Below are 18,584 nucleotides of genomic sequence, written 5' to 3'. Positions count from 1 at the left end.
ATGCGCATCAACTTTCTTGTTACTATGTTCATACTATTATCGGCACTGGGAATAGATACCGCCAACGCTCAAGGAATTTTTGAAAACCAAATACCTCCCGTCGGCTCAAATGCACCGTCATATTACTATTTGGGCGGGAAGGAAGGACTAACGATCGTGGTTAATCTTTGGGGTTTTGTCAGGAATCCCGGCCGATATGAAGTCCCGGGCTCTACTGACTTAGTGCAGCTTATCTCGCTCGGGGGTGGGCCATTGGAACACGCTCAGCTGGAGGGTGTGAGGATCGTGCGTCAAATTTTGCAGCCCGATTCCACCTACAAAACTGATGTGATACCGATTGATCTGCGAGAGTTCGAGCGAACCGGCCAGAAAAGTCCTTTGCTTTTGCCGGGAGACACTATCATTGTACCGGGATCTACATTTACTGCGTTGCAAGAAATTTTCTCTCTCTTTCGTGATGTTGCATTGGTTCTCTCAGGCGTCGGCACTTTGATCCTTGTTCTCAAAACACATTGAATTCGTTGCGTGGGCATGCTATTTTATGCTGAGGATATCGCCATTCTTTCTAAAGCGAGAGGTAAAATTGATGCTTACACTTTGTACTGAATCTTTTCCTCGCGGGATTTGTTGGCCTTACTGAGGAGAAGAGGAAACAAGTTATGACGTTCGATAATATAAAGCAGGATTTTCCGATATTTTCGTACTGGGCTTCAAAAGGCAAGCCGCTCATTTATCTTGACAGTGCGGCAACCACTCAGAAACCTCGGTGCGTGATCGATGCTCTTGACGGGTACTATTCAAACTTCAACGCGAATGTCCATCGAGGTGCTTATGAGCTCAGTCAAATCGCGACCGATATGTATGAGGGATCGAGGACAAAAATCGCTGGTTTTGTCAACGCACCGAAACCCGAATCGCTGGTCTTCACGAGAAATGCAACGGAATCCATAAACTTAGTTGCATACGCTTGGGGGTTAAACAACCTTCATAGGGGCGATGAGATAATTCTAACCGAGATGGAACATCACAGCAACCTTGTGCCATGGCACATTATTTCGAGACATACGGGCTCCATTCTGAAATTTATCAGGTTGAGAGATGATTTCCAGTTGGACTTGGATTCGCTGAAGCGGAATCTGAGCTCTAGGACAAAGGTTGTTTCAGTCGTTCATATCTCAAACGTACTCGGCACGGTAAATCCTGTAACGGAAATTACGCGGCTCGCACACGAAGCGGGGGCAATTTGCATTATCGACGGTGCGCAGGGAGTTCCTCACATGCCCATTGACGTCAAAGAAATAGACTGCGACTTTTATGCTTTCAGTGGACACAAAATGTGCGGTCCAACCGGCATCGGGTGCTTGTATGGTCGTCACGAGATTCTGGAGAAAATGGAACCCTTCTTAGGCGGCGGTGAGATGATTAACGAAGTATTTCCTGCGACTTCCAGCTATGCGAAGCCGCCTCACAAATTCGAAGCAGGAACGCCGAATATAGCAGGAGCCGTCGGCCTTAAGGCCGCAGTCGAATATCTTGAGAGCGTCGGTATGAAAAACATTCAAGAACACGAGGCTAGGCTTGGCAATCTTGCCGTGCGCCGGCTCAGTGAAATCGACGGAATTCACATTCACAGGCATCAGGAAAACGGCACCGGGGTCATATCGTTGACCATTGACGGTGCTCATCCGCACGATATCTCGAGCATTCTGGATTCGGAAGGCATTGCAATTCGTGCCGGTCACCATTGCGCACAGCCTCTCATGCGGACGCTTCACGTGCAGGCGACAGCTCGAGCAAGTTTTTATGTTTATAACAATGAGTCCGATGTTGAAGCACTCGCCAGTGGGCTGGAGAAAGCGGCCGCAATTTTCAAACCAAGAGAAAGAGCACATGTCGCTAAGTGATCTCTTCACTGAAATAATTCTCGACCACTACCAGCATCCTCACAACCATGGCGTTATCGAAGACGCGACGCAGAATTCGAGAGGCTACAACGAATCATGCGGTGATGATATCGAGATCACCGTTCTTGTTAAGAACGGGATAGTAGAAGACGCGAAGTTTTCCGGCGCAGGATGCTCGATCAGCCAGGCGTCAGCTTCGATCATGACCGACCTTGTGAAGGGTAAATCGTTAGACGAGGTCAGACGGATTGCCGAAAAATTTTATGCGATGGTAAAGGGGGCTCAGTCTGAAAACGGAAATGAATCGGATGTGGAAGAACTGGGGGATGCGGTGGCCTTGAGGGGCGTCTCTAAATTTCCAGTGCGTGTCAAATGTGCCACGCTTTCATGGCACACGCTGGAAGAGGCGTTTAAGACGAAAGAAAAAAAATAGAGTTCACTTTTTTCAGGCGCGCAACCATCCGCGGCTAATTAAGCACACGGGCTGTGACGCGATTGGGAGAGACCTCAACATATGCTTCCACTTTGTCTACCCCATCTCGGCCAGTTTCGTTCCCTCTCCCTACGATGTAAATAACACGTTGTTCATAAGGAAAGGGACGATCGGTGAGCGGCGGATTTTCATATATTTTTGGTGCGGATGCATCGTACCAGTATACTCCGTTGCCGTTCTCGGCGTCCATCTGGGACAAGACGAATCCCTGAAATGTTCCTCCGCCACCCCCCATCGACGCAGGCTTTCGGTAATATTGTTGAGCCTTAGCAGCAAGGTTGTTCAGATCGTTTAACATATCATCACGGTTTGTAATCATCGCATTGGATTTGAACATGGAAATTCCTGTCGATATGGCCATTCCAACAACTATGATAGTTAAGACGCTAACAAAAGTGCCGATGATCCCTAAGATCATTCCTGATCGCGTCAAACCTCTCTGAGAAATGGCAATGGCGCCGGTCTTTATTTTCTTCAGATCATGCTGTCCCATGACCCACGCTGGAATGCCTAGGACCGGACCAAAAAGCAGTATGCTGAGTATGCCGAGAGCAAGGACGAGCTCACCCCTTCCCTGTTCTTGAACTGGCAGGGGGTTCATTCGAGGCGGAGTTTTCTCTTTCTTCTCTTCAATTGGAGTTTCTAACGGTTTCCCACAGATGCCGCAAAATTTTGCAGACGATTCATTTTGAGAGCCACAGCTAGGGCAATTCATCTCGGCCTCCTAGACAGAATTAATTGAATGTGTATACCTATCTCCATAAAAGTTATTGATTTTGATTGTGACATGCAATCAACTGATGCCTGCAATAGTTGTTCTGCGTTTTCCGCTTTGTCCACAGATTTGATCGAAGCGTAACAGCTGTTCCATCAAATGTCAAATTGAGTTCGTTCGGAGTGTTTAGCTGCAGGGGGAAGACGGGACCGCCAGGGCCGATAGGTTCTACAGGTTTTCTTGACCGCCGGAAATCCACCTACCGGAGATCTTCTCGGGTTCATTTATTTTATCTTTGGTTTCGACCCATGTCTCGCCCTCAGGCACGGCATCGCTGATCCAGTCGGCCACCGAATAACGCAACACGAAGCAATAGAAATAAAACGCTAGGAGAGGTTGATAAAGAAGGAAAACATGGATTAATGAACTTTGTGTGGGAACAAATGTCAGCGCAATGGGAATGCCGGCGATAATGGCAAATGATAAAAGCCAGCCGCGTTTTCCGTTTTTGTAAAGTACAAAAAGCACATATGGCGCAAACAAGATCGCCAGCATAGCTAAGACTACAGCGACAATAATCGGGCCGGCCCAAAAACTGAGCCCGTAGATAACAATCGTAAACCGCTTGTACACGAGCCAACGGTAAAGGCGCTGCATCTGTGGGACGTTGATTCCTGCTGCAGGCATGTACGTTGGGACATCCATGATTTTGTAAATGCCTCCTGGTGATGGCTATTGTCCAATTAAAAAATTTCACCCGCCGCGTTTTATTCTATCAACGCGCAAGCAATCTTACTTATGAAAACAGCGTAAAGAGAGTAGATTCTCTTAGCAGATTCTTCAATCCATCACCGATTGCCGATTAACGCTTTTGCTCTTTCAACTTGGTTTGGAAACAAATCTGCCGGCACGGACGGCTTACCGAGAGCTTTGAAAACCATGTATCTAGCACATTGCGCGAACTCGCCGCCCTGGCAGTATGACCTTTTATACAGAGTAGTCAGCCCGGGCATGTCCGCCATCTTATCATTAAAAAATGGACAGCCCGCAAGACATTCGCAGTCAGCCATGATGATTCTCCTCGATTGTTAATATCGTCGTTTAACATTACCACAGATCTACTAACCTATTTGAGATCCAGCATATTTAAGTGATCTTATCAAAATATCACAGACAAAAATTTCCCGGTCAATGATAATTCTGCAATCACATTCCCACACCATTTTGCTCTTGCTTTAGAAATATAACGGCGGACTGTTCAATAACCAAGCTACAAACATATTCCGTGGTGAAGTTGAGCCGCTTAGATACTTTGGTTAAATTAATCATGGCCCATTGCAGAGAATAACTGCAAATGGTATCGGCAATGAATTAAGAATTATTGAGGACAAATATGGATTATAGAATCGAAAAAGACTCTTTGGGGGAGTTGAGAGTTCCGGTCAATGCATACTACGGCGTCCAGACGCAGCGCGCAGTTGAGAATTTTCCGGTAAGCGGAATCAAGCCGCATCCCGATTGGATCAAGGCGACCGTTCTTGTCAAAAAAGGAGCGGCGATCGTGAACAATAAATTGAATCTGCTCGACAAAAGAAAAGCTGATGCCATCATTCAAGCTTGTGACGAGATTTTGGACGGTAAGAATTTGGATCAATTTGTCGTCGATGTCTATCAGGCCGGCGCAGGCACATCGCACAACATGAACGCTAATGAAGTTATAGCCAATCGCGCTATAGAGATTCTCGGAGGTAAACGCGGGGACTATTCCGTCGTGAGTGCAAACGACGACGTAAATATGGCCCAGTCAACGAACGACGTGATACCCGCAGTCATTAGAATCTCGGCCACTTTGTTGATCGACAAATTCTTGCCGGTGCTGGACGAACTTGCAAAAGCCTTTGATAGGAAAACGAAAGAGTTTGATCACGTGATCAAGTCGGGAAGAACGCATCTCCAGGATGCTACGCCGATCAGGCTCGGACAGGAATTTTCAGGATATGCAGCGTGCGTTCGCGGACACTTCGACAGGATCAAATCATGCAGAGAAGATTTGACTTGTCTAGGTATCGGCGGGACTGCTGTCGGAACGGGCGTTAATGCTGATCCAGGATATCGAGAAATGATGGTGAAGGAATTATCTTCGTTGACGGAAATTGATTTCAAGGCGGCTAAGAATTATTTCGAAGCGATGCAGAGCATGGCAGGAGCAGTTTTGTTAAGCGGGACATTGCGTAATCTCGCGCTCGATATCACGAGAATTGCCAACGATCTCCGCTTGCTCGGCAGCGGACCTCGAACGGGATTTGCCGAACTAAAACTCCCGGCGGTTCAACCCGGATCATCCATCATGCCGGGCAAAGTGAACCCGAGCATTCTCGAAATGGTGAACATGGTTTCGTATCAGGTGATCGGCTTGGATACAACCGTAGCATATGCGGCTCAAGCCGGTCAGCTGGAGCTCAACGTGATGATGCCGGTCATCGGGTTTAATTTGACATTCGCGCTCGAGATTTACAGGAACGCTTTGCATATTTTGCGCGTGAAATGTATCGACGGTATAGAAGCGGATGAGACCGTCTGCAGGGAATTCGCGGAGAAAAGCGTCAGCATTGTCACAGCGCTCACCCCGCATATCGGCTATCTTAAAGCTGCTGAAGTCGTGAAGGAAGCGGTTGCGAAAGGCAAAAGCATTCGCGCCGTCCTTGTAGAGAAAAAAGTTCTGGATGAAAAACTTCTCGGCGAAATTTTGGATCCGTACAAATTAACCGAGGTCGGAAGGCACTGATAGTCTGGATGTGATGGTTGCGCCGAAGACGTGATCGAGTTGCGTCGATAAATAAAAAAGTCTCCGCGTAAGACGGAGACTTTTGAAAGAAAAAGTCTGCTTTCGATGCCGCTTCCACCCTCCGGTGCTCGGCATCCGTAGCTCCCTTTATAGAAAAGTTACTTCTCTTTCGGTTCGCTCGTATTGTTGTCTTTTTTTGCAGATGTTTTTTTCTTCCCGGTCATCTTTTTCGATTTTGACCACTTTCCTTTGTTCGATGACTTCTTAGAGTTTTTTTCCGTCATCTTTTTGGTCATCGTCGAATCGCTCTTTGTTTTCGTCGGGATTTCACCGGCAATGGCAATTGTGCCAAAAGCCGCAAAGGAAACGATAAGAATCATCACAACGAGCTTTTTCATTTTATATATCCTCCTTGTTGTTTATTGTTTTGAATAAACTTATCCCCGGAATTGTGTCTAAGCAATTAAATCGCGATTAAAAAACTTTAATTGTCCTCAGCAGCGGTTGCTTGTGTCGCGCGCTGACGCGTCAACCGTTGAGTGCCGGTCTGTCCGCCGCGCCGGGAATCATCGCGGGAAGCATTACGGTGAACTTGCTCCCGATCCCGATTTTGCTTTCCGCAGACAGTTTCCCACCGTGAGTCTCGGCAACCCATTTCGAAATAGATAATCCTAATCCGAGACCGTCAGGAAGTCTGCTTCGGCTTTTATCCACCCGGTAGAATCTGTCGAAGATTTTGGCTAAATCATCTGGAGAAATTCCCACTCCGGTATCCTCAACCGTGAAGCTGGCGCTACCGTTGCTTCGTTCAAGAGACAGCGTAACTTTGCCGCCTTGAGGAGTGTATTTGATCGCATTGTCAACCAAGTTCAACATTAATTGGCGAAGCCTTATCTCATCTCCGAGAACTGTTGTCTCATCCAACTTAGAAATCGAGATTCGAATTCGTTTCCTTTCGGCGAGCACCTCGGCATCTTCCTTTATCTCATTCACTAAGACATCGAGCCTTATGGGCTTCTTTTCCAGTTTTACATTGCCGGCGTCCGCTTTTGCGATAAGAATAAGACCGTCGATAATACTCGTCATTCGGACGACCTCTTCGAGCAAACTCGCGAGTGTTTCCCTGTATGAATTTGTCGTCTGGATTTCACGGAGGGCCAATTCTATTTCGCCTCGCATGATTGTGAGAGGAGTCCGTAGTTCATGTGAAGCGTCCATCGAGAATTGAGCAACTTTTTCAAATGAGGCTCCCAGTCTTTCAATCATGTCGTTGAGGGTTTCTGTTAGCCTGCCGATCTCGTCGCGTGGGTTAATGACGTGAATGCGTTCCTGGAGGTTCGTCGCCGTAATTTTTCTTGCAGTCTGGGTGATCTCATCGACTGGCTTCAAAGATTGTTTGGCGAGAAAGTAGCCGCCGACTATGGAAATCAGAAACACTATGGGAATCAGGAGCAAGAATATCGAGAATAGATTTTGGAGGACATCCGTAATTTCGTCTTCAGGATAAGCAACTCTTATTCTGTAGAACTTTGTGTTTAGAGAGGCTAATCGAACCGCGCGATCACCTAAATTAAACTCGGAAATCAACACGTGATAAGGGCTAAGGTTTTCAGGAGAAGGCAGGGTGTCACGGCCTAGATTGTAAGATTTATAGAAAGTTCTTCCGCGTCTATCGAAAATGTAAATGAATTGTTTTTTTGAATTCAAAAGCGAATGCTCGTAGATTTTATTCCATACTTCGTAATCCTCGGCCGACTCGCCTTGTTCTTCGCCCTGAGAACCGGTGTCTGCTTCAGCTTGGGATTTGAGAAATTCCTGACGCAGGCTTCTTGCATCGGCGTGTTCTTTTTCAAGCCTCCCTTCCAGGATTTCTTGAAGCCATTCAGCCTCGCTTCTGAGAGAGATATCTAAATTACGGGTAAGATCTTCGCCTGTGTAAAAATAAGCCGTCACTCCAAAAGCAGAAAGTGCAATAACGAGAACGATCGAGTACCAGAATGTCAGCTTCAGTCTTATGGATTTGAACATCAGTCGACCTTCAGCATATACCCCGCACCCCTGATCGTTTGTATCAGTTTCTTTTCGGACTTGGAATCGACTTTATTGCGCAGTTTATTGACGTAAACTTCCACGATGTTGGTTCCCGTATCGAAATCATATTCCCAGATATGTTCGGAGATAACTGTTCGGGTCAAAACTCTGTTGGCATTGCGTATAAAATATTCGAGCAGCGCGAATTCCCGGTTGGTGAGTTCTATTTCGTTTCCGCCGCGCCGGGCTTTTCGCGTGATGGTGTCAAGCTCGAGGTCTGCCGCTTTGAGTGTCGTCGTCTTCTCGGCTCCGCTTCTTCTTCCGAGGGATCTGACTCTCGCCATGAACTCGGCAAATGCGAATGGCTTCACCAAGTAATCGTCAGCCCCCTTGTCGAGCCCTTCCACTTTATCCTCTAAACTCCCTTTTGCGGTGAGGATTAATATCGGGGTAGAGACGCCGTTGACTCGGAGGGATCTCAAAACATCGATCCCGGATTTCTTAGGAAGCATCAAGTCGAGGACTATGACGTCATACTTGCCGTCAAGTGCAAGTTTTTCTCCGGTCTCGCCGTCATAAGCCGTATCCACGATATGATTTTCTCCTTCAAGACCGAGTTTAAGAAATCGGGAAACTTTTCTTTCGTCTTCGATCACAAGCATGTTCATAGCGACTTAATTTACAAAATAAAGCTGTACAAAGTCAGATGGATAAAAAAGCCCGTCCATCATGGAGAACGGGCTGAAAACATTAGCAAGTCTTTCGATGATATCGGTCTAACGTGGTCTTGCCCGGCCGCTGTCTCTCTGTCGACCGCTATTGTTGTCCTTTTCTTTTTGTCTTGGCTGGGTGTTGGGCCGGTTTTCGTTCCGCACCGGCCTGTCAGGGTGATACGCGGGAGGTACTCTTTCGCTTCGGACTCTCGGCCGAGACTCAGGCCGCGGATTGTTCCGAGAATGCGGCGGATACTGGTGAACATTTCTCGGCTGAATCTCTCGTCGAACTACTGGTCCCTCATTTCTTACTCGCGGCACGACCGGTGCAGGAGAATAAACGAGGATATGGTTTCCTTCCACGCGTGTCCTGCCGGGATCAGTGGTGTGAACAATATCTACAGTCTCAATTCGATGACGCACTACATGTTCAACCTGTCCCTTCGGCATACCGGTATTGTAAACGCCGTTGGAAGTGAATCTATATCGGGTCACATTCCGCGTGGTACCTATGAGTCGCGGCACAGCTTCTCTTTCTATATATCCATATCGAGGTCTTCCTATTTCCTCTGCGCGGATAAAATTCCAGCTGGCTATTCCAACACCGAAGTCATTATAATCCGGACCGACCACGACGTCCACTCTATAATGAAATCCCGGCGGCATCGGTGCCCAACCGGCATAACCTCCACCCCATCGCCATTCGACCCACGCAGGGGCCCAGACATAACCGGGTATCCAGACCCATCCATATTCTGGATCGAAAGTCCACCTGCCATAGTGGAACGGCGCCCACCCCCAGTCGTAATCGGAAACCCATGTCCAGCCATATTCAGTCCAAATCCAGTGCCCGTCAACGTAGGGACGCCAGCCGATAGGAACCCCGACCGGCCTCCAGCACATACCGTAATCTCCGACAGTTACCCATTCTCCGTAGGGAGATAGTGAATGGTAAAATACCTGGAATGATAATTCCTGACCATTTGATTTCTGCGGTAAGAAGAGCAGAGCCGAGGCGATCACCATTGCAATTGAAATGTTTTTCATCTCGACCTCCAATACTTTTTACCAAATATAACGTATTGCTACCGATCAATGTTTAAGCGAAATGGATGCTTAATGATTTTTAATTTGGGTCTCTCAAGTTTTAAAGTTGCGGGGAAAAATTCCGAAAAATAGGGTGAAACCACAAAAAGTGAGAGTTTGAGTGTTTGTCATTATAGGAATTGTGATCGTCTTGGTCGCCGTACTCGGAGGTTTTGCGATCGAAGGCGGACCATTTCTGGTCTTAATGCAATATGCAGAGTTCATGATAATTATCGGTGCCTCTGCCGGCGCACTTTTGATATCCACTCCCGGGAAACTGCTGGGAAAAATTTTCAAGAGAATTTCTATCTCAATCAAAGGCGTAAAGGTCGACACAAGCACTTATCTTGGTTTGCTCAAGCTCATGTATGAGCTTTTTCAAGTGGGGCAAAAGGACGGCGTGATCGGACTTGAACAGCACATCGAAAGCCCTGAAAAGAGCAAGATATTTGCAAAGTATCAGGGCATCACTAACGACAAGCACATTTTGCATTTCTTGACCGATACGATGCGGCTCCTCATTGTCGGCGGAGCAGAGCCGTTTGATCTGGAAGGATTGATGGACGCTGACATCGAGACGCATCATCAAGAAGGATCTAAGCCGGGAATGATACTGCAGAAGATCGGAGATTCGATGCCCGGATTAGGAATTGTGGCTGCAGTCTTAGGAATTGTAATTACGATGCAAGCGATTGATGGCCCGCCGCAGGAAATCGGCCACAAGGTTGCCGCCGCTCTCGTCGGTACATTTCTCGGAGTTTTCCTCTCTTACGGTTTTGTCCAGCCGATTGCCACCAACATCGATGTGTTGGCTGAAGAAGAAGCTAGAATGTTCGAGGCCATCAAAGCCGGGGTCGTGGCCTTCGCGAAAGGAATGCAGCCCCTGATTGCGGTTGAGTTTGCGAGAAGGACGATATTCCAGGATTATCGACCGTCATTCAAGGAAATGGAAAACGCGCTGAAGGGCATGCCTGCGGCAAAGTCTTCTGTGGCCGGGGGCACGAAGTAGTGGCTAAGAACGAGAACGGCGACGCGCTGCCGGTCAATATAATCAAAAAGAAAAATGTCCATCATGGTCAACACGGTGGCGCATGGAAAGTTGCATATGCCGATTTCGTGACCGCGATGATGTCGCTCTTTATTGTTCTCTGGATCATCGGGCAGAGCAAACAGGTGAAACAATTCGTCGCGGAGTATTTCAAAGATCCCGGCGCATTTAACGAGAAGACCAGATCGGGGGCATTGTCAGGCGGTCTTGTGCCTGCGGAAAATAGCAGCGAATCGAAAATCGGCATCCCCTTGGATGATCAGTCGGCCGAAATCCAGTCTCTAATTCGCGAAAGCAGAAGACTCCAGGAAATTATAGATTCGACGATCGCGTTTAAAAAGTTTGCCGACCAGATCAAAATAACTGTGTCAAAGGAAGGGCTGCGAATCGAGCTCATAGAAAATTCCGAAGGGCTCTTCTTCGATGTCGGGAGTGCAACGTTAAAGTCCACGACTGTTGTGCTCCTTGAAAGGATTGCGAAAGAGTTGTCGAACATGCCGAACAAAATCATAATTGAAGGATATACGGATGCGAGACCGTACGTGCGCACCGACTATACAAACTGGGAGTTGAGCACGGACCGTGCGAATGCGGCGAGGAAAATTTTAGACAGCGGAGGTCTGAAAAAGGATCAGATCCTCGAGGTGCGCGGGTACGCAGACAGGCGCCTGCGCGATCCGGAGAATCCTTTTGACTTTTCAAACCGCAGAGTCAGCATTCTTGTTACCCCGTTCCTGAACGACAGCACCGCCGTGGTGAAATCTATATCGGATACATTAAGAATTGGTGGATAGTATAAGTGGAAATCCGGGCTTAAAGAAATCCAGACGTTCAAGTTCCAAATTTCCAACTTAGTATTTATCTGCGGGTGCTGTTATATTGACTTTTCAAATAGGGAGGATCGGTTTTGAAAAAGTCAATGTCTTTATTGTTGTCGGCGGTCGTATCAATTCCATTTATAATTTCCACAGCGTGCGGTCAGGAAAATCTCCCTCCCATCCATCATGCGCCCGATAGAGAATTCCACGCAGTAAATATCGATCTCAATTTGAAGTTTGATTTGCAGAAGAAAGAAATCTTCGGAATTGCGGTCGAGAAGATTGTGCCGCTTCGTTCAAATTTCGATACCATACGCCTCGATGCGGTGGATATGGCGATAGAAACAGTTACGATGAACGGCAGGCCGCTCGGATTCAGATACGACGGAAATATCCTATCGATCGGTCTCCGCAGAAGCTGCGTCCTTGAAGATACTCTCACCTGTACCATTACATATTCTGCTTTTCCGAAGAAAGGAATATTCTTCGTGCAGGCCGACAGTGCATACCCGGACCGCACCCCGCAGGTCTGGAGCCAGAGCGAGATGGAGGACGCGAGATACTGGTTCCCGTGCCATGATTACCCGGACGATTTCTTGACAAGTTCCGTCACGGTGACGGTGCCGGAAGATTGGACTGCCGTTTCGAACGGCATAATGGAAAAAGTCGCCCCGGATAGGAAAGACAAAACTAAAACGTTTAAGTGGGTCGAAAGTAAACCCCACGTTGTTTATTTGATCTCGATCGTGGCAGGAAAATATTCTGTAGTCGATGACCATTATGGCGTCGTTCCAATTTATTATTATGTCGCACCTGAATACGCAAGGTACGCAAGTGAAAATTTCTCTCATACGCCGGACATATTAAAATTTCTCTCCGACGTTACGGGTTACAATTATCCGTGGCAAAAACTCTCTCTCGCCGCGGTTACGGATTTCACGTTCGGCGGAATGGAAAATGTATCCGCAATTACGTTGACGGACAATACAATGCACAGTCCCGATGCAGAGCCGCAGGTCACCAGCACCGACCTGATTTCGCATGAGACAGCACATCAGTGGTTCGGCGATCTGCTGACATGCAGGTCGTGGGCAGATGCGTGGCTCAATGAAGGGTTCGCGACATATTTCGAAGCGCTTTACAGCGAACATGCTTTTGGAGAGAATGAGTTCAATTACGAGATCTACCGCGATCAACGGGAAGTGGTCAACGCCGATCATAATGAGAGACGCCCGACTGTTTATGATCGTTACAACGATCCCGTCGATCTTTTCAGTGTATATATCTATCCTCGCGGTGCGGACATTTTGCACATGCTCCGTGGGATTCTCGGAGACCAACTATTTTTCAAGGCTATAAAATATTACGTTCATGAATTTCAGCATAGGAATGTCGACACCCATGATTTTGCAAACGCTGTCCGTGAAGCAACCGGATATAATCTTGATTGGTTCTTCGACGAATGGCTTTACAATGGCGGCCATCCCGACTTCGATGTGAGCTACGATTATAGCGACAGCTTGCACTTGCTTACGCTCCATGTTGCGCAAACCCAGGAAGTGGACAGCGTAACTCCGGTTTACAGGATGCCTGTCGATATTTATATCGTTACTCCGCAGCAAAATATATTGAGGACGATCTGGGTGGATTCACTTAATGATACTTACTCGTTAGGTGTTGCAGAAAAACCATTGATGGTAAATTTTGACGAAGGGGATCATGTCCTTAAGGAATTAAATTTCCAAAAATCGGTTGACGAACTATCGTACCAGCTTAAGCACGATCCGAGCGCGGTCGGAAGAGTTTGGGCAGCCGGAGAGCTTTCTAAAGCTCAGTCAGCGGGAGGCGATAAAAGCGCAGCCGAGGCCGAGAATGCTTTGATCGAGGGACTAAGGAATGACTCTTTCTGGGGAGTTCGACTCGAATGCGTACAAGCGTTATCGTCTTTTGATGATGAAAAAGTCGAGCGAGCTGTTGAGGGCGCGATTGAGGATGGAGACCCGCGGGTACAGGAAGAGGCGATAAATGAGATTTCTAAATACAAAGATATAAATGTTACGGCTGCTCTTGAGAATTTGTACAAGGTCAAGAGGAATTATTTTGTCAGGGCCGCCGCCGTCAAGGCACTTTCATCAATCGAAGGCAAGAAAGCGGCCGCAATAATTGAGAATGCTCTGGTCCAGGATTCCTACGAAGAAGTCATAAAAATTGCGGCACTTTCCTCTCTTGCGATGATGGATTCTTCAAGAGCGTACGATAAGGCGGTCGCGTTTTCAAAATATGGCCAGCCGCAATCGCTCCGGGTGCGGGCGATAAATGAGATCGCGGAGCTTGAACCGAAAAGTGAAGAAACACTCGGCCTCCTCAAAAAGTATCTGAGTGATCCGTATATCTGGGCGCGAATGATCGCGATAAGTTCGCTCGGAAGGATTGGCGATAAGAGTGTTATTCCTTTGCTGCAGGAGCGAGAAAAGCTTGAGACAGACGGGCGACTGAAAGAGGCCGCGAGGAGAGCTATTGAATCGCTGAGCAGAAGAGAAAAGGGGGAATAGGGGATTAATAGATTAGAGGGAATGTGAGGCACGATTGATTTCATTTTCTTCTTGACATTCACTCCGTGGTGTATTAAAATTTAAGTATACAACCCAATTGCCAGAGGGCGGAAAAAAACAGGGAGCCCAAAGCACAAAGATTCACGTTTTTGGTACCAAACAACAGTGACCATCACAATTTAAGGAGGCTTTTATGAAAGCTTTATTTGCTGTGTTGGGAGTTGCTATTCTGTTCGTGTGGTTCGGATGTAGCAAGAACCGCATGGAAATTGTTAGTCCTAATCACGAACATGAAATTCTTTATGCAAAGATGCCACAACCCTTCGGAAATTTCGGCATGGACGGTTCGCTGATAACCTCTATGGGCCCTTCGGGATATGGCTGGGCCGGTATAATCACTCCATTAGAACAAGATGACAGACTCAACTTTAATAGGGCCAAGGCTGGGAGGTATGTTTACATCATTGGTTTGATAAGCCGTGATTCAGTTGTGGCCGGCAATTGGGCTAGCGTTGCTTCGGAGATTGCCTTCGGGCAGGCAAACGGGGTGGGGTTGTTTTACGTAGATGATGCACAGTCCGATCAAGATTCAGGAAAGGTAATCACGAAACCCAACATAGACTATGTAGCATCCCTCGTGCATGCGGTATATGGTGATCAGCTTATCACCGGAGAATGGAACTTGACACTGATGCAAGAAAACCCCGGGTTCTATCAGAATGTTGACGGGATTCTCCCATACAACTACGCTGCTGATTCATCCCATTATGCGGTGTTTATGAGAGCTGTCCAAGCCGCATTACCAACAAAGAACATTCTTCCATGTTTGGGTTATCACGCTGACATTCCTGGTAGCAATGGCCAAAAATTTTATCCAGACCAAGTAAGGGGTTTCATAGCTCTGGCAGAAGACTACACCACCTATGGTCTCATCATTTATTACTGCTACCCTTTTCCAACCGACTATACTTACACCCTGACCTCTTATCTACAGCATTATAAACCGCCGACCGGAGGACAACAATAACGCACTGATCGAGGTCTTCTATACCGAAACTTCACCGGTAGTCGTCGGTCTCGTTCCGTCCGAGATTTCACCGGGCGATACTGCGATGATAGTCGTAAAGAATCAGAACCCCGACGGTACGATAACGGATTTCACGCCGGATCAATTCTTTGAAGTAGGGATAGACAGCGGGAACGCATATGGAACGATTCTGTCGCAGGGTGATACCTCACAATACTTTGCGCGAAGACCTCAGCCGTTGCAGTTCATAGCAGTCGACAGCATAAGTGCAGACTCAGAGATAGTCGGGGTTAGAGTGGGCTGGGAGCAGGAGGTACCTTGCTCAACGGTGCCGGGTGTAAAAGAGAATTCCGGGCAAAACAGGAAAGCGGGAGGCACAACGGTTGATGCAAATCTCAAAAATACATCTATCAACCCTCCGGCAAAGAAGGTGAATATATTACCAGTTCACCGCAAGTCGGTCTCCGATGCGCCTAACTTTTCATCGGGTTACTATGGGATCGGCTATGAGGTGATTAAGCCTCATATCATATTACTTGGCGAGACGAAATACTACTACGCAACGCCGGATCCCCATAATTCAGGCAATCTCATCATCAAAGAAACGAAGACTGAGCCGCCTGCGCTTGGCGATGGAGGTATTGCCAGCGCGAAATTTAATGATCCTGTCGCTGCTGGTGGCAGTGAAAAGAATCCGGTATATTGGGAATATAAGTGGCCCAAATATGATGGAACGCAATTTCAGCAAATGGAAAAATTGCCCGATGGAATGATAAGACTCGTGGGGAGATATTGGGAGCAAGGCAAGACTTTCAAGACAAAATTGACTGCGCACACTTCTGATGGACGGTCCGGTTCAATTGTTATAGAGGTGAAGAAACCGGGAGCCCTATTGACGGCAGGACAAAGCCCATCTTATGACCCCGCTCTTGACATCCGCAATGCACATATTAGCATCGACTCGCTCTGCATTAGATGGGGAGGACAATATGGAATTCCGCCTCAACTTCTGAAGAGCGAAATACTTCGTGAGGCTCATGTAGAGAACCAGAGTGTTTGGCCTACATATCGTTATGAGCCATGGCAGGACTTAAGATCCAGGGCTGATACGTGGGCCTCCAGTTACATGTCTCAGCCGTATTGGGTTACAGGTACAGGAACGCCAAATCCAATGGGAGTTGGGACAGCAGTTCCGACCTCACATCAAAATGTCCGCCCGATCCTGAGTTTCTCTCAACAGAACGCTTATCCTAACACGCCCACGCGAATTGGAGATTATGTGGCTGATAATTACAAGAGTTACTACCAAGGGGTCGGGTTGTCGAAAGACTTTAATGCACTGGGAGCGCCAGATCAAGTCCGGTTATATTGGTACGCGCTGGTCAAGAAGTATCGGAGCATGTACAAAATAAATCCGTCTCAGGCCGTCGCTTTTGCGAATGCTGACATGAAGGATTTCCTCAGAGCGAATTATGCACAATGGGCTCAAACCAGGAAAGGGGCTTCTTATGGCTTCTTGCAGGTTCTTTATACTACTGCCATAATGTCATACTGCGGTTATCCTCAAGATAATACTAATGCGCCTGAAAATCTTGATGATGAGAATAATCACTTTCCGATAGCTTGTAAATTCATTAAGCATAATGTCGTGAAGGTCTTAAGTAAGACGAAAAATAATTATGACATAGGGAAATGGCAACTCGGCTTTGAAGAGACATTTAGGGAAGGATATGTGTACTATAACCAAGGGAGTGGCTACGGATCTATTGTATTGACCAACGCTAGAATGTTTGATCCTAGTAATTAAGAAAGGGCTTCAGTCATGTCAAAGAAAATCTTGTTAATCGGTCTTTTTTTTATCGCAGAAGTCTCCTATGGGCAAAACACTCGATCGAATGGAGAATACTCTAAACAAGCAACGGATAAAATTGCGCAGTTAATTCAGACGCGATACGGCAGTGGTTATGAGCTATATGTAGTAGCAGTCGATACTTTGATCGGTAGAGTTTCGTACAGCGGATATGCTGATTTTTGTGACCCAAGACATTTATTAAAGGGCGCATTGATTTTCAACGCCGTGCGTCCCCCTGACTATGAGGACAGCAGCATAGTCGGTATATACCAAAATGGTGCTGTGCGATGGATGTCCGAACCGATTATAAGTGGCTATTTGCAGGAGATCATAGGAACCATCGACTTACTGGGAGACGGCACAATTGATATTCTTTCGACCTGGGATCAAGCTGGGACAATGGGCGATCAAGTCGACCTGTGGATAATCAATTGGAATGGCGGTACCGGAAGAATAATAAATGACTTTGACCCGCAAACCGGCCGATCTTCTATTAACGGTCTAAGCAGCTATTTTGAAGCCACCAATCTTAATAATAGCAAGGTGTCGGAGATATTGTCCTCTCAACATTCGAGTGATTCAACAATAATGGTCGAGTACGATTGGAACGGCTCGAAATACACTGAGTCATCTGTTCCAACCAAAGTCACCCAGAGCTGTTTTCTTCCCGCCAACCTAATGAACGCCTCGCTATCGGTAAAAGTTGACAGAGAGAGAGATGGATTCAGATACATTTACTCTGTATTCAATAGTAATGACAGCCGACAAGCTGTTTTAGATGTTTTTTTGGAAGGTGTGTCAGATTGGACCGGTCATTCGGATCCGACGAATTGGACATTTATCCCGTGGAGCAACCATCCAATTGCCGAATGGGTCGTGGGAGGGTACCCTAATGCAATGGTTCTTCAAGGTCAAACGAAAGATGATTTTGTGCTTTCAGGAGAAGATAACCCTGTGATTGTCAACTATCATTTGCAAGGAGATCGTATCCCACCCGTATTTCAGAACGAATCTGAATTGACCTCCGACGAACTATTCTTAAATGATATGCGAACGAACTCTATATCCGGAAAAACGATTGGCAATTCCAATTTCTTGGATTCATTAGACCTTAAGACAATTCTCGACACCCTCATTTCCTACAAGCACCAATCCGTCACACTTGGCTGGCTGAAGGAGGACAAAACTCACAAACAGGACTGTGACGAAATAATGAACGGCAGAGACTGGTATAAGAAAGGTGACTTCGAAAAGTTTGGCAAATGGAATCCGACTAATGACTGGGACTTCGACCGCGATTGGAATAATGGAATAGTCGAAGTATTGGATAGAAGATTGGACAGAGCAAAGACAGAACTTTCGAAGCGAGATTCTGTGGGTGCAAAGAGAGACTTGCAGATATTTGTGATGGAAGTAGAACTGTTGAATAATCTGACCAAGAAGCTGGAAGATAGAAAGCAGAATCCGATCATGACAAGCGAGGCTTATGCGCTACTGAAATATAATGCAGAGTATTTAATAGACAAGCTGCCGGAAGGAAGAGGTAAGAATTAGGAGCCA

17 protein-coding genes are annotated in these 18,584 nt (G+C 46.9%); 10 read left to right on the top strand and 7 right to left on the bottom strand.

Translation table 11 applies throughout. The features are described from left to right. The 3 genes from VLX91_13905 to VLX91_13895 all read left to right on the top strand — a co-directional run bounded on the left by VLX91_13905 (nt 1) and on the right by VLX91_13895 (nt 2,337). The gene (locus tag VLX91_13905) at nt 1-516 is read left to right on the top strand and encodes an SLBB domain-containing protein (protein ID HUI31299.1); all 516 of its coding nucleotides are present in this window, start codon (nt 1-3) and stop codon (nt 514-516) included. 143 nt (nt 517-659) lie between these two features. Continuing rightward, nucleotides 660-1,904, top strand: a complete 1,245-nt coding sequence (locus VLX91_13900; protein HUI31298.1) for a cysteine desulfurase — start codon at nt 660-662, stop codon at nt 1,902-1,904. Next, nucleotides 1,891-2,337: an SUF system NifU family Fe-S cluster assembly protein gene (locus VLX91_13895; GenBank protein HUI31297.1), complete on the top strand. Its 447-nt coding sequence runs from the start codon at nt 1,891-1,893 to the stop codon at nt 2,335-2,337. The genes VLX91_13900 and VLX91_13895 overlap by 14 nt, the downstream gene beginning before the upstream one ends. Before the next feature lie 34 nt (nt 2,338-2,371). Here VLX91_13895 and VLX91_13890 read toward each other — a convergent pair whose 3' ends face one another. The 3 genes from VLX91_13890 to VLX91_13880 form a co-directional block, all read right to left on the bottom strand. Beyond that, nucleotides 2,372-3,112: a zinc ribbon domain-containing protein gene (locus VLX91_13890; protein HUI31296.1), complete on the bottom strand. Its 741-nt coding sequence runs from the start codon at nt 3,110-3,112 to the stop codon at nt 2,372-2,374. 228 nt (nt 3,113-3,340) lie between these two features. Beyond that, on the bottom strand, nt 3,341-3,817 hold the full coding sequence (locus VLX91_13885) for a hypothetical protein (protein ID HUI31295.1): 477 nt from the start codon (nt 3,815-3,817) through the stop codon (nt 3,341-3,343). Between the two features lie 143 nt (nt 3,818-3,960). Further along, on the bottom strand, nt 3,961-4,182 hold the full coding sequence (locus VLX91_13880; protein ID HUI31294.1) for a hypothetical protein: 222 nt from the start codon (nt 4,180-4,182) through the stop codon (nt 3,961-3,963). 323 nt (nt 4,183-4,505) lie between these two features. Here VLX91_13880 and VLX91_13875 point away from each other — a divergent pair, with 323 nt between their 5' ends. Beyond that, nucleotides 4,506-5,897: an aspartate ammonia-lyase gene (locus VLX91_13875; GenBank protein HUI31293.1), complete on the top strand. Its 1,392-nt coding sequence runs from the start codon at nt 4,506-4,508 to the stop codon at nt 5,895-5,897. A gap of 158 nt (nt 5,898-6,055) precedes the next feature. Here the strand turns inward: VLX91_13875 and VLX91_13870 are convergent, their stop codons facing one another. The 4 genes from VLX91_13870 to VLX91_13855 all read right to left on the bottom strand — a co-directional run bounded on the left by VLX91_13870 (nt 6,056) and on the right by VLX91_13855 (nt 9,688). Beyond that, nucleotides 6,056-6,295 (bottom strand): hypothetical protein, encoded by a 240-nt coding sequence (locus VLX91_13870; GenBank protein HUI31292.1) that lies wholly within the window; start codon nt 6,293-6,295, stop codon nt 6,056-6,058. Between the two features lie 130 nt (nt 6,296-6,425). Further along, nucleotides 6,426-7,925 (bottom strand): ATP-binding protein, encoded by a 1,500-nt coding sequence (locus VLX91_13865; GenBank protein HUI31291.1) that lies wholly within the window; start codon nt 7,923-7,925, stop codon nt 6,426-6,428. After that, the gene (locus tag VLX91_13860; protein ID HUI31290.1) at nt 7,925-8,596 is read right to left on the bottom strand and encodes a response regulator transcription factor; all 672 of its coding nucleotides are present in this window, start codon (nt 8,594-8,596) and stop codon (nt 7,925-7,927) included. The genes VLX91_13865 and VLX91_13860 overlap by 1 nt, the downstream gene beginning before the upstream one ends. A 108-nt stretch (nt 8,597-8,704) precedes the next feature. Further along, the gene (locus VLX91_13855) at nt 8,705-9,688 is read right to left on the bottom strand and encodes a DUF6600 domain-containing protein (protein ID HUI31289.1); all 984 of its coding nucleotides are present in this window, start codon (nt 9,686-9,688) and stop codon (nt 8,705-8,707) included. Between the two features lie 160 nt (nt 9,689-9,848). Here VLX91_13855 and motA point away from each other — a divergent pair, with 160 nt between their 5' ends. From motA to VLX91_13825, 6 genes are all read left to right on the top strand, one after another. Then, nucleotides 9,849-10,736, top strand: coding sequence for a flagellar motor stator protein MotA (motA, locus tag VLX91_13850; GenBank protein HUI31288.1), 888 nt, complete (start codon nt 9,849-9,851; stop codon nt 10,734-10,736). Beyond that, nucleotides 10,736-11,569, top strand: coding sequence for a flagellar motor protein MotB (locus VLX91_13845; GenBank protein HUI31287.1), 834 nt, complete (start codon nt 10,736-10,738; stop codon nt 11,567-11,569). The genes motA and VLX91_13845 overlap by 1 nt, the downstream gene beginning before the upstream one ends. A gap of 113 nt (nt 11,570-11,682) precedes the next feature. Continuing rightward, the gene (locus tag VLX91_13840; protein ID HUI31286.1) at nt 11,683-14,145 is read left to right on the top strand and encodes a M1 family metallopeptidase; all 2,463 of its coding nucleotides are present in this window, start codon (nt 11,683-11,685) and stop codon (nt 14,143-14,145) included. A 193-nt stretch (nt 14,146-14,338) separates the two neighbouring features. Beyond that, the gene (locus tag VLX91_13835; GenBank protein HUI31285.1) at nt 14,339-15,172 is read left to right on the top strand and encodes a hypothetical protein; all 834 of its coding nucleotides are present in this window, start codon (nt 14,339-14,341) and stop codon (nt 15,170-15,172) included. Between the two features lie 85 nt (nt 15,173-15,257). After that, on the top strand, nt 15,258-16,979 hold the full coding sequence (locus tag VLX91_13830; protein HUI31284.1) for a hypothetical protein: 1,722 nt from the start codon (nt 15,258-15,260) through the stop codon (nt 16,977-16,979). A gap of 15 nt (nt 16,980-16,994) precedes the next feature. Further along, on the top strand, nt 16,995-18,578 hold the full coding sequence (locus tag VLX91_13825) for a hypothetical protein (GenBank protein ID HUI31283.1): 1,584 nt from the start codon (nt 16,995-16,997) through the stop codon (nt 18,576-18,578). Nucleotides 18,579-18,584: the final 6 nt, after the last annotated feature.

The organism is Candidatus Acidiferrales bacterium (assembly GCA_035515795.1).
In the GTDB taxonomy this organism is placed as follows: domain Bacteria; phylum Bacteroidota; class Ignavibacteria; order Kryptoniales; family JAKASW01; genus JAKASW01.
This window is presented reverse-complemented; position numbering and strand designations above follow the sequence as displayed.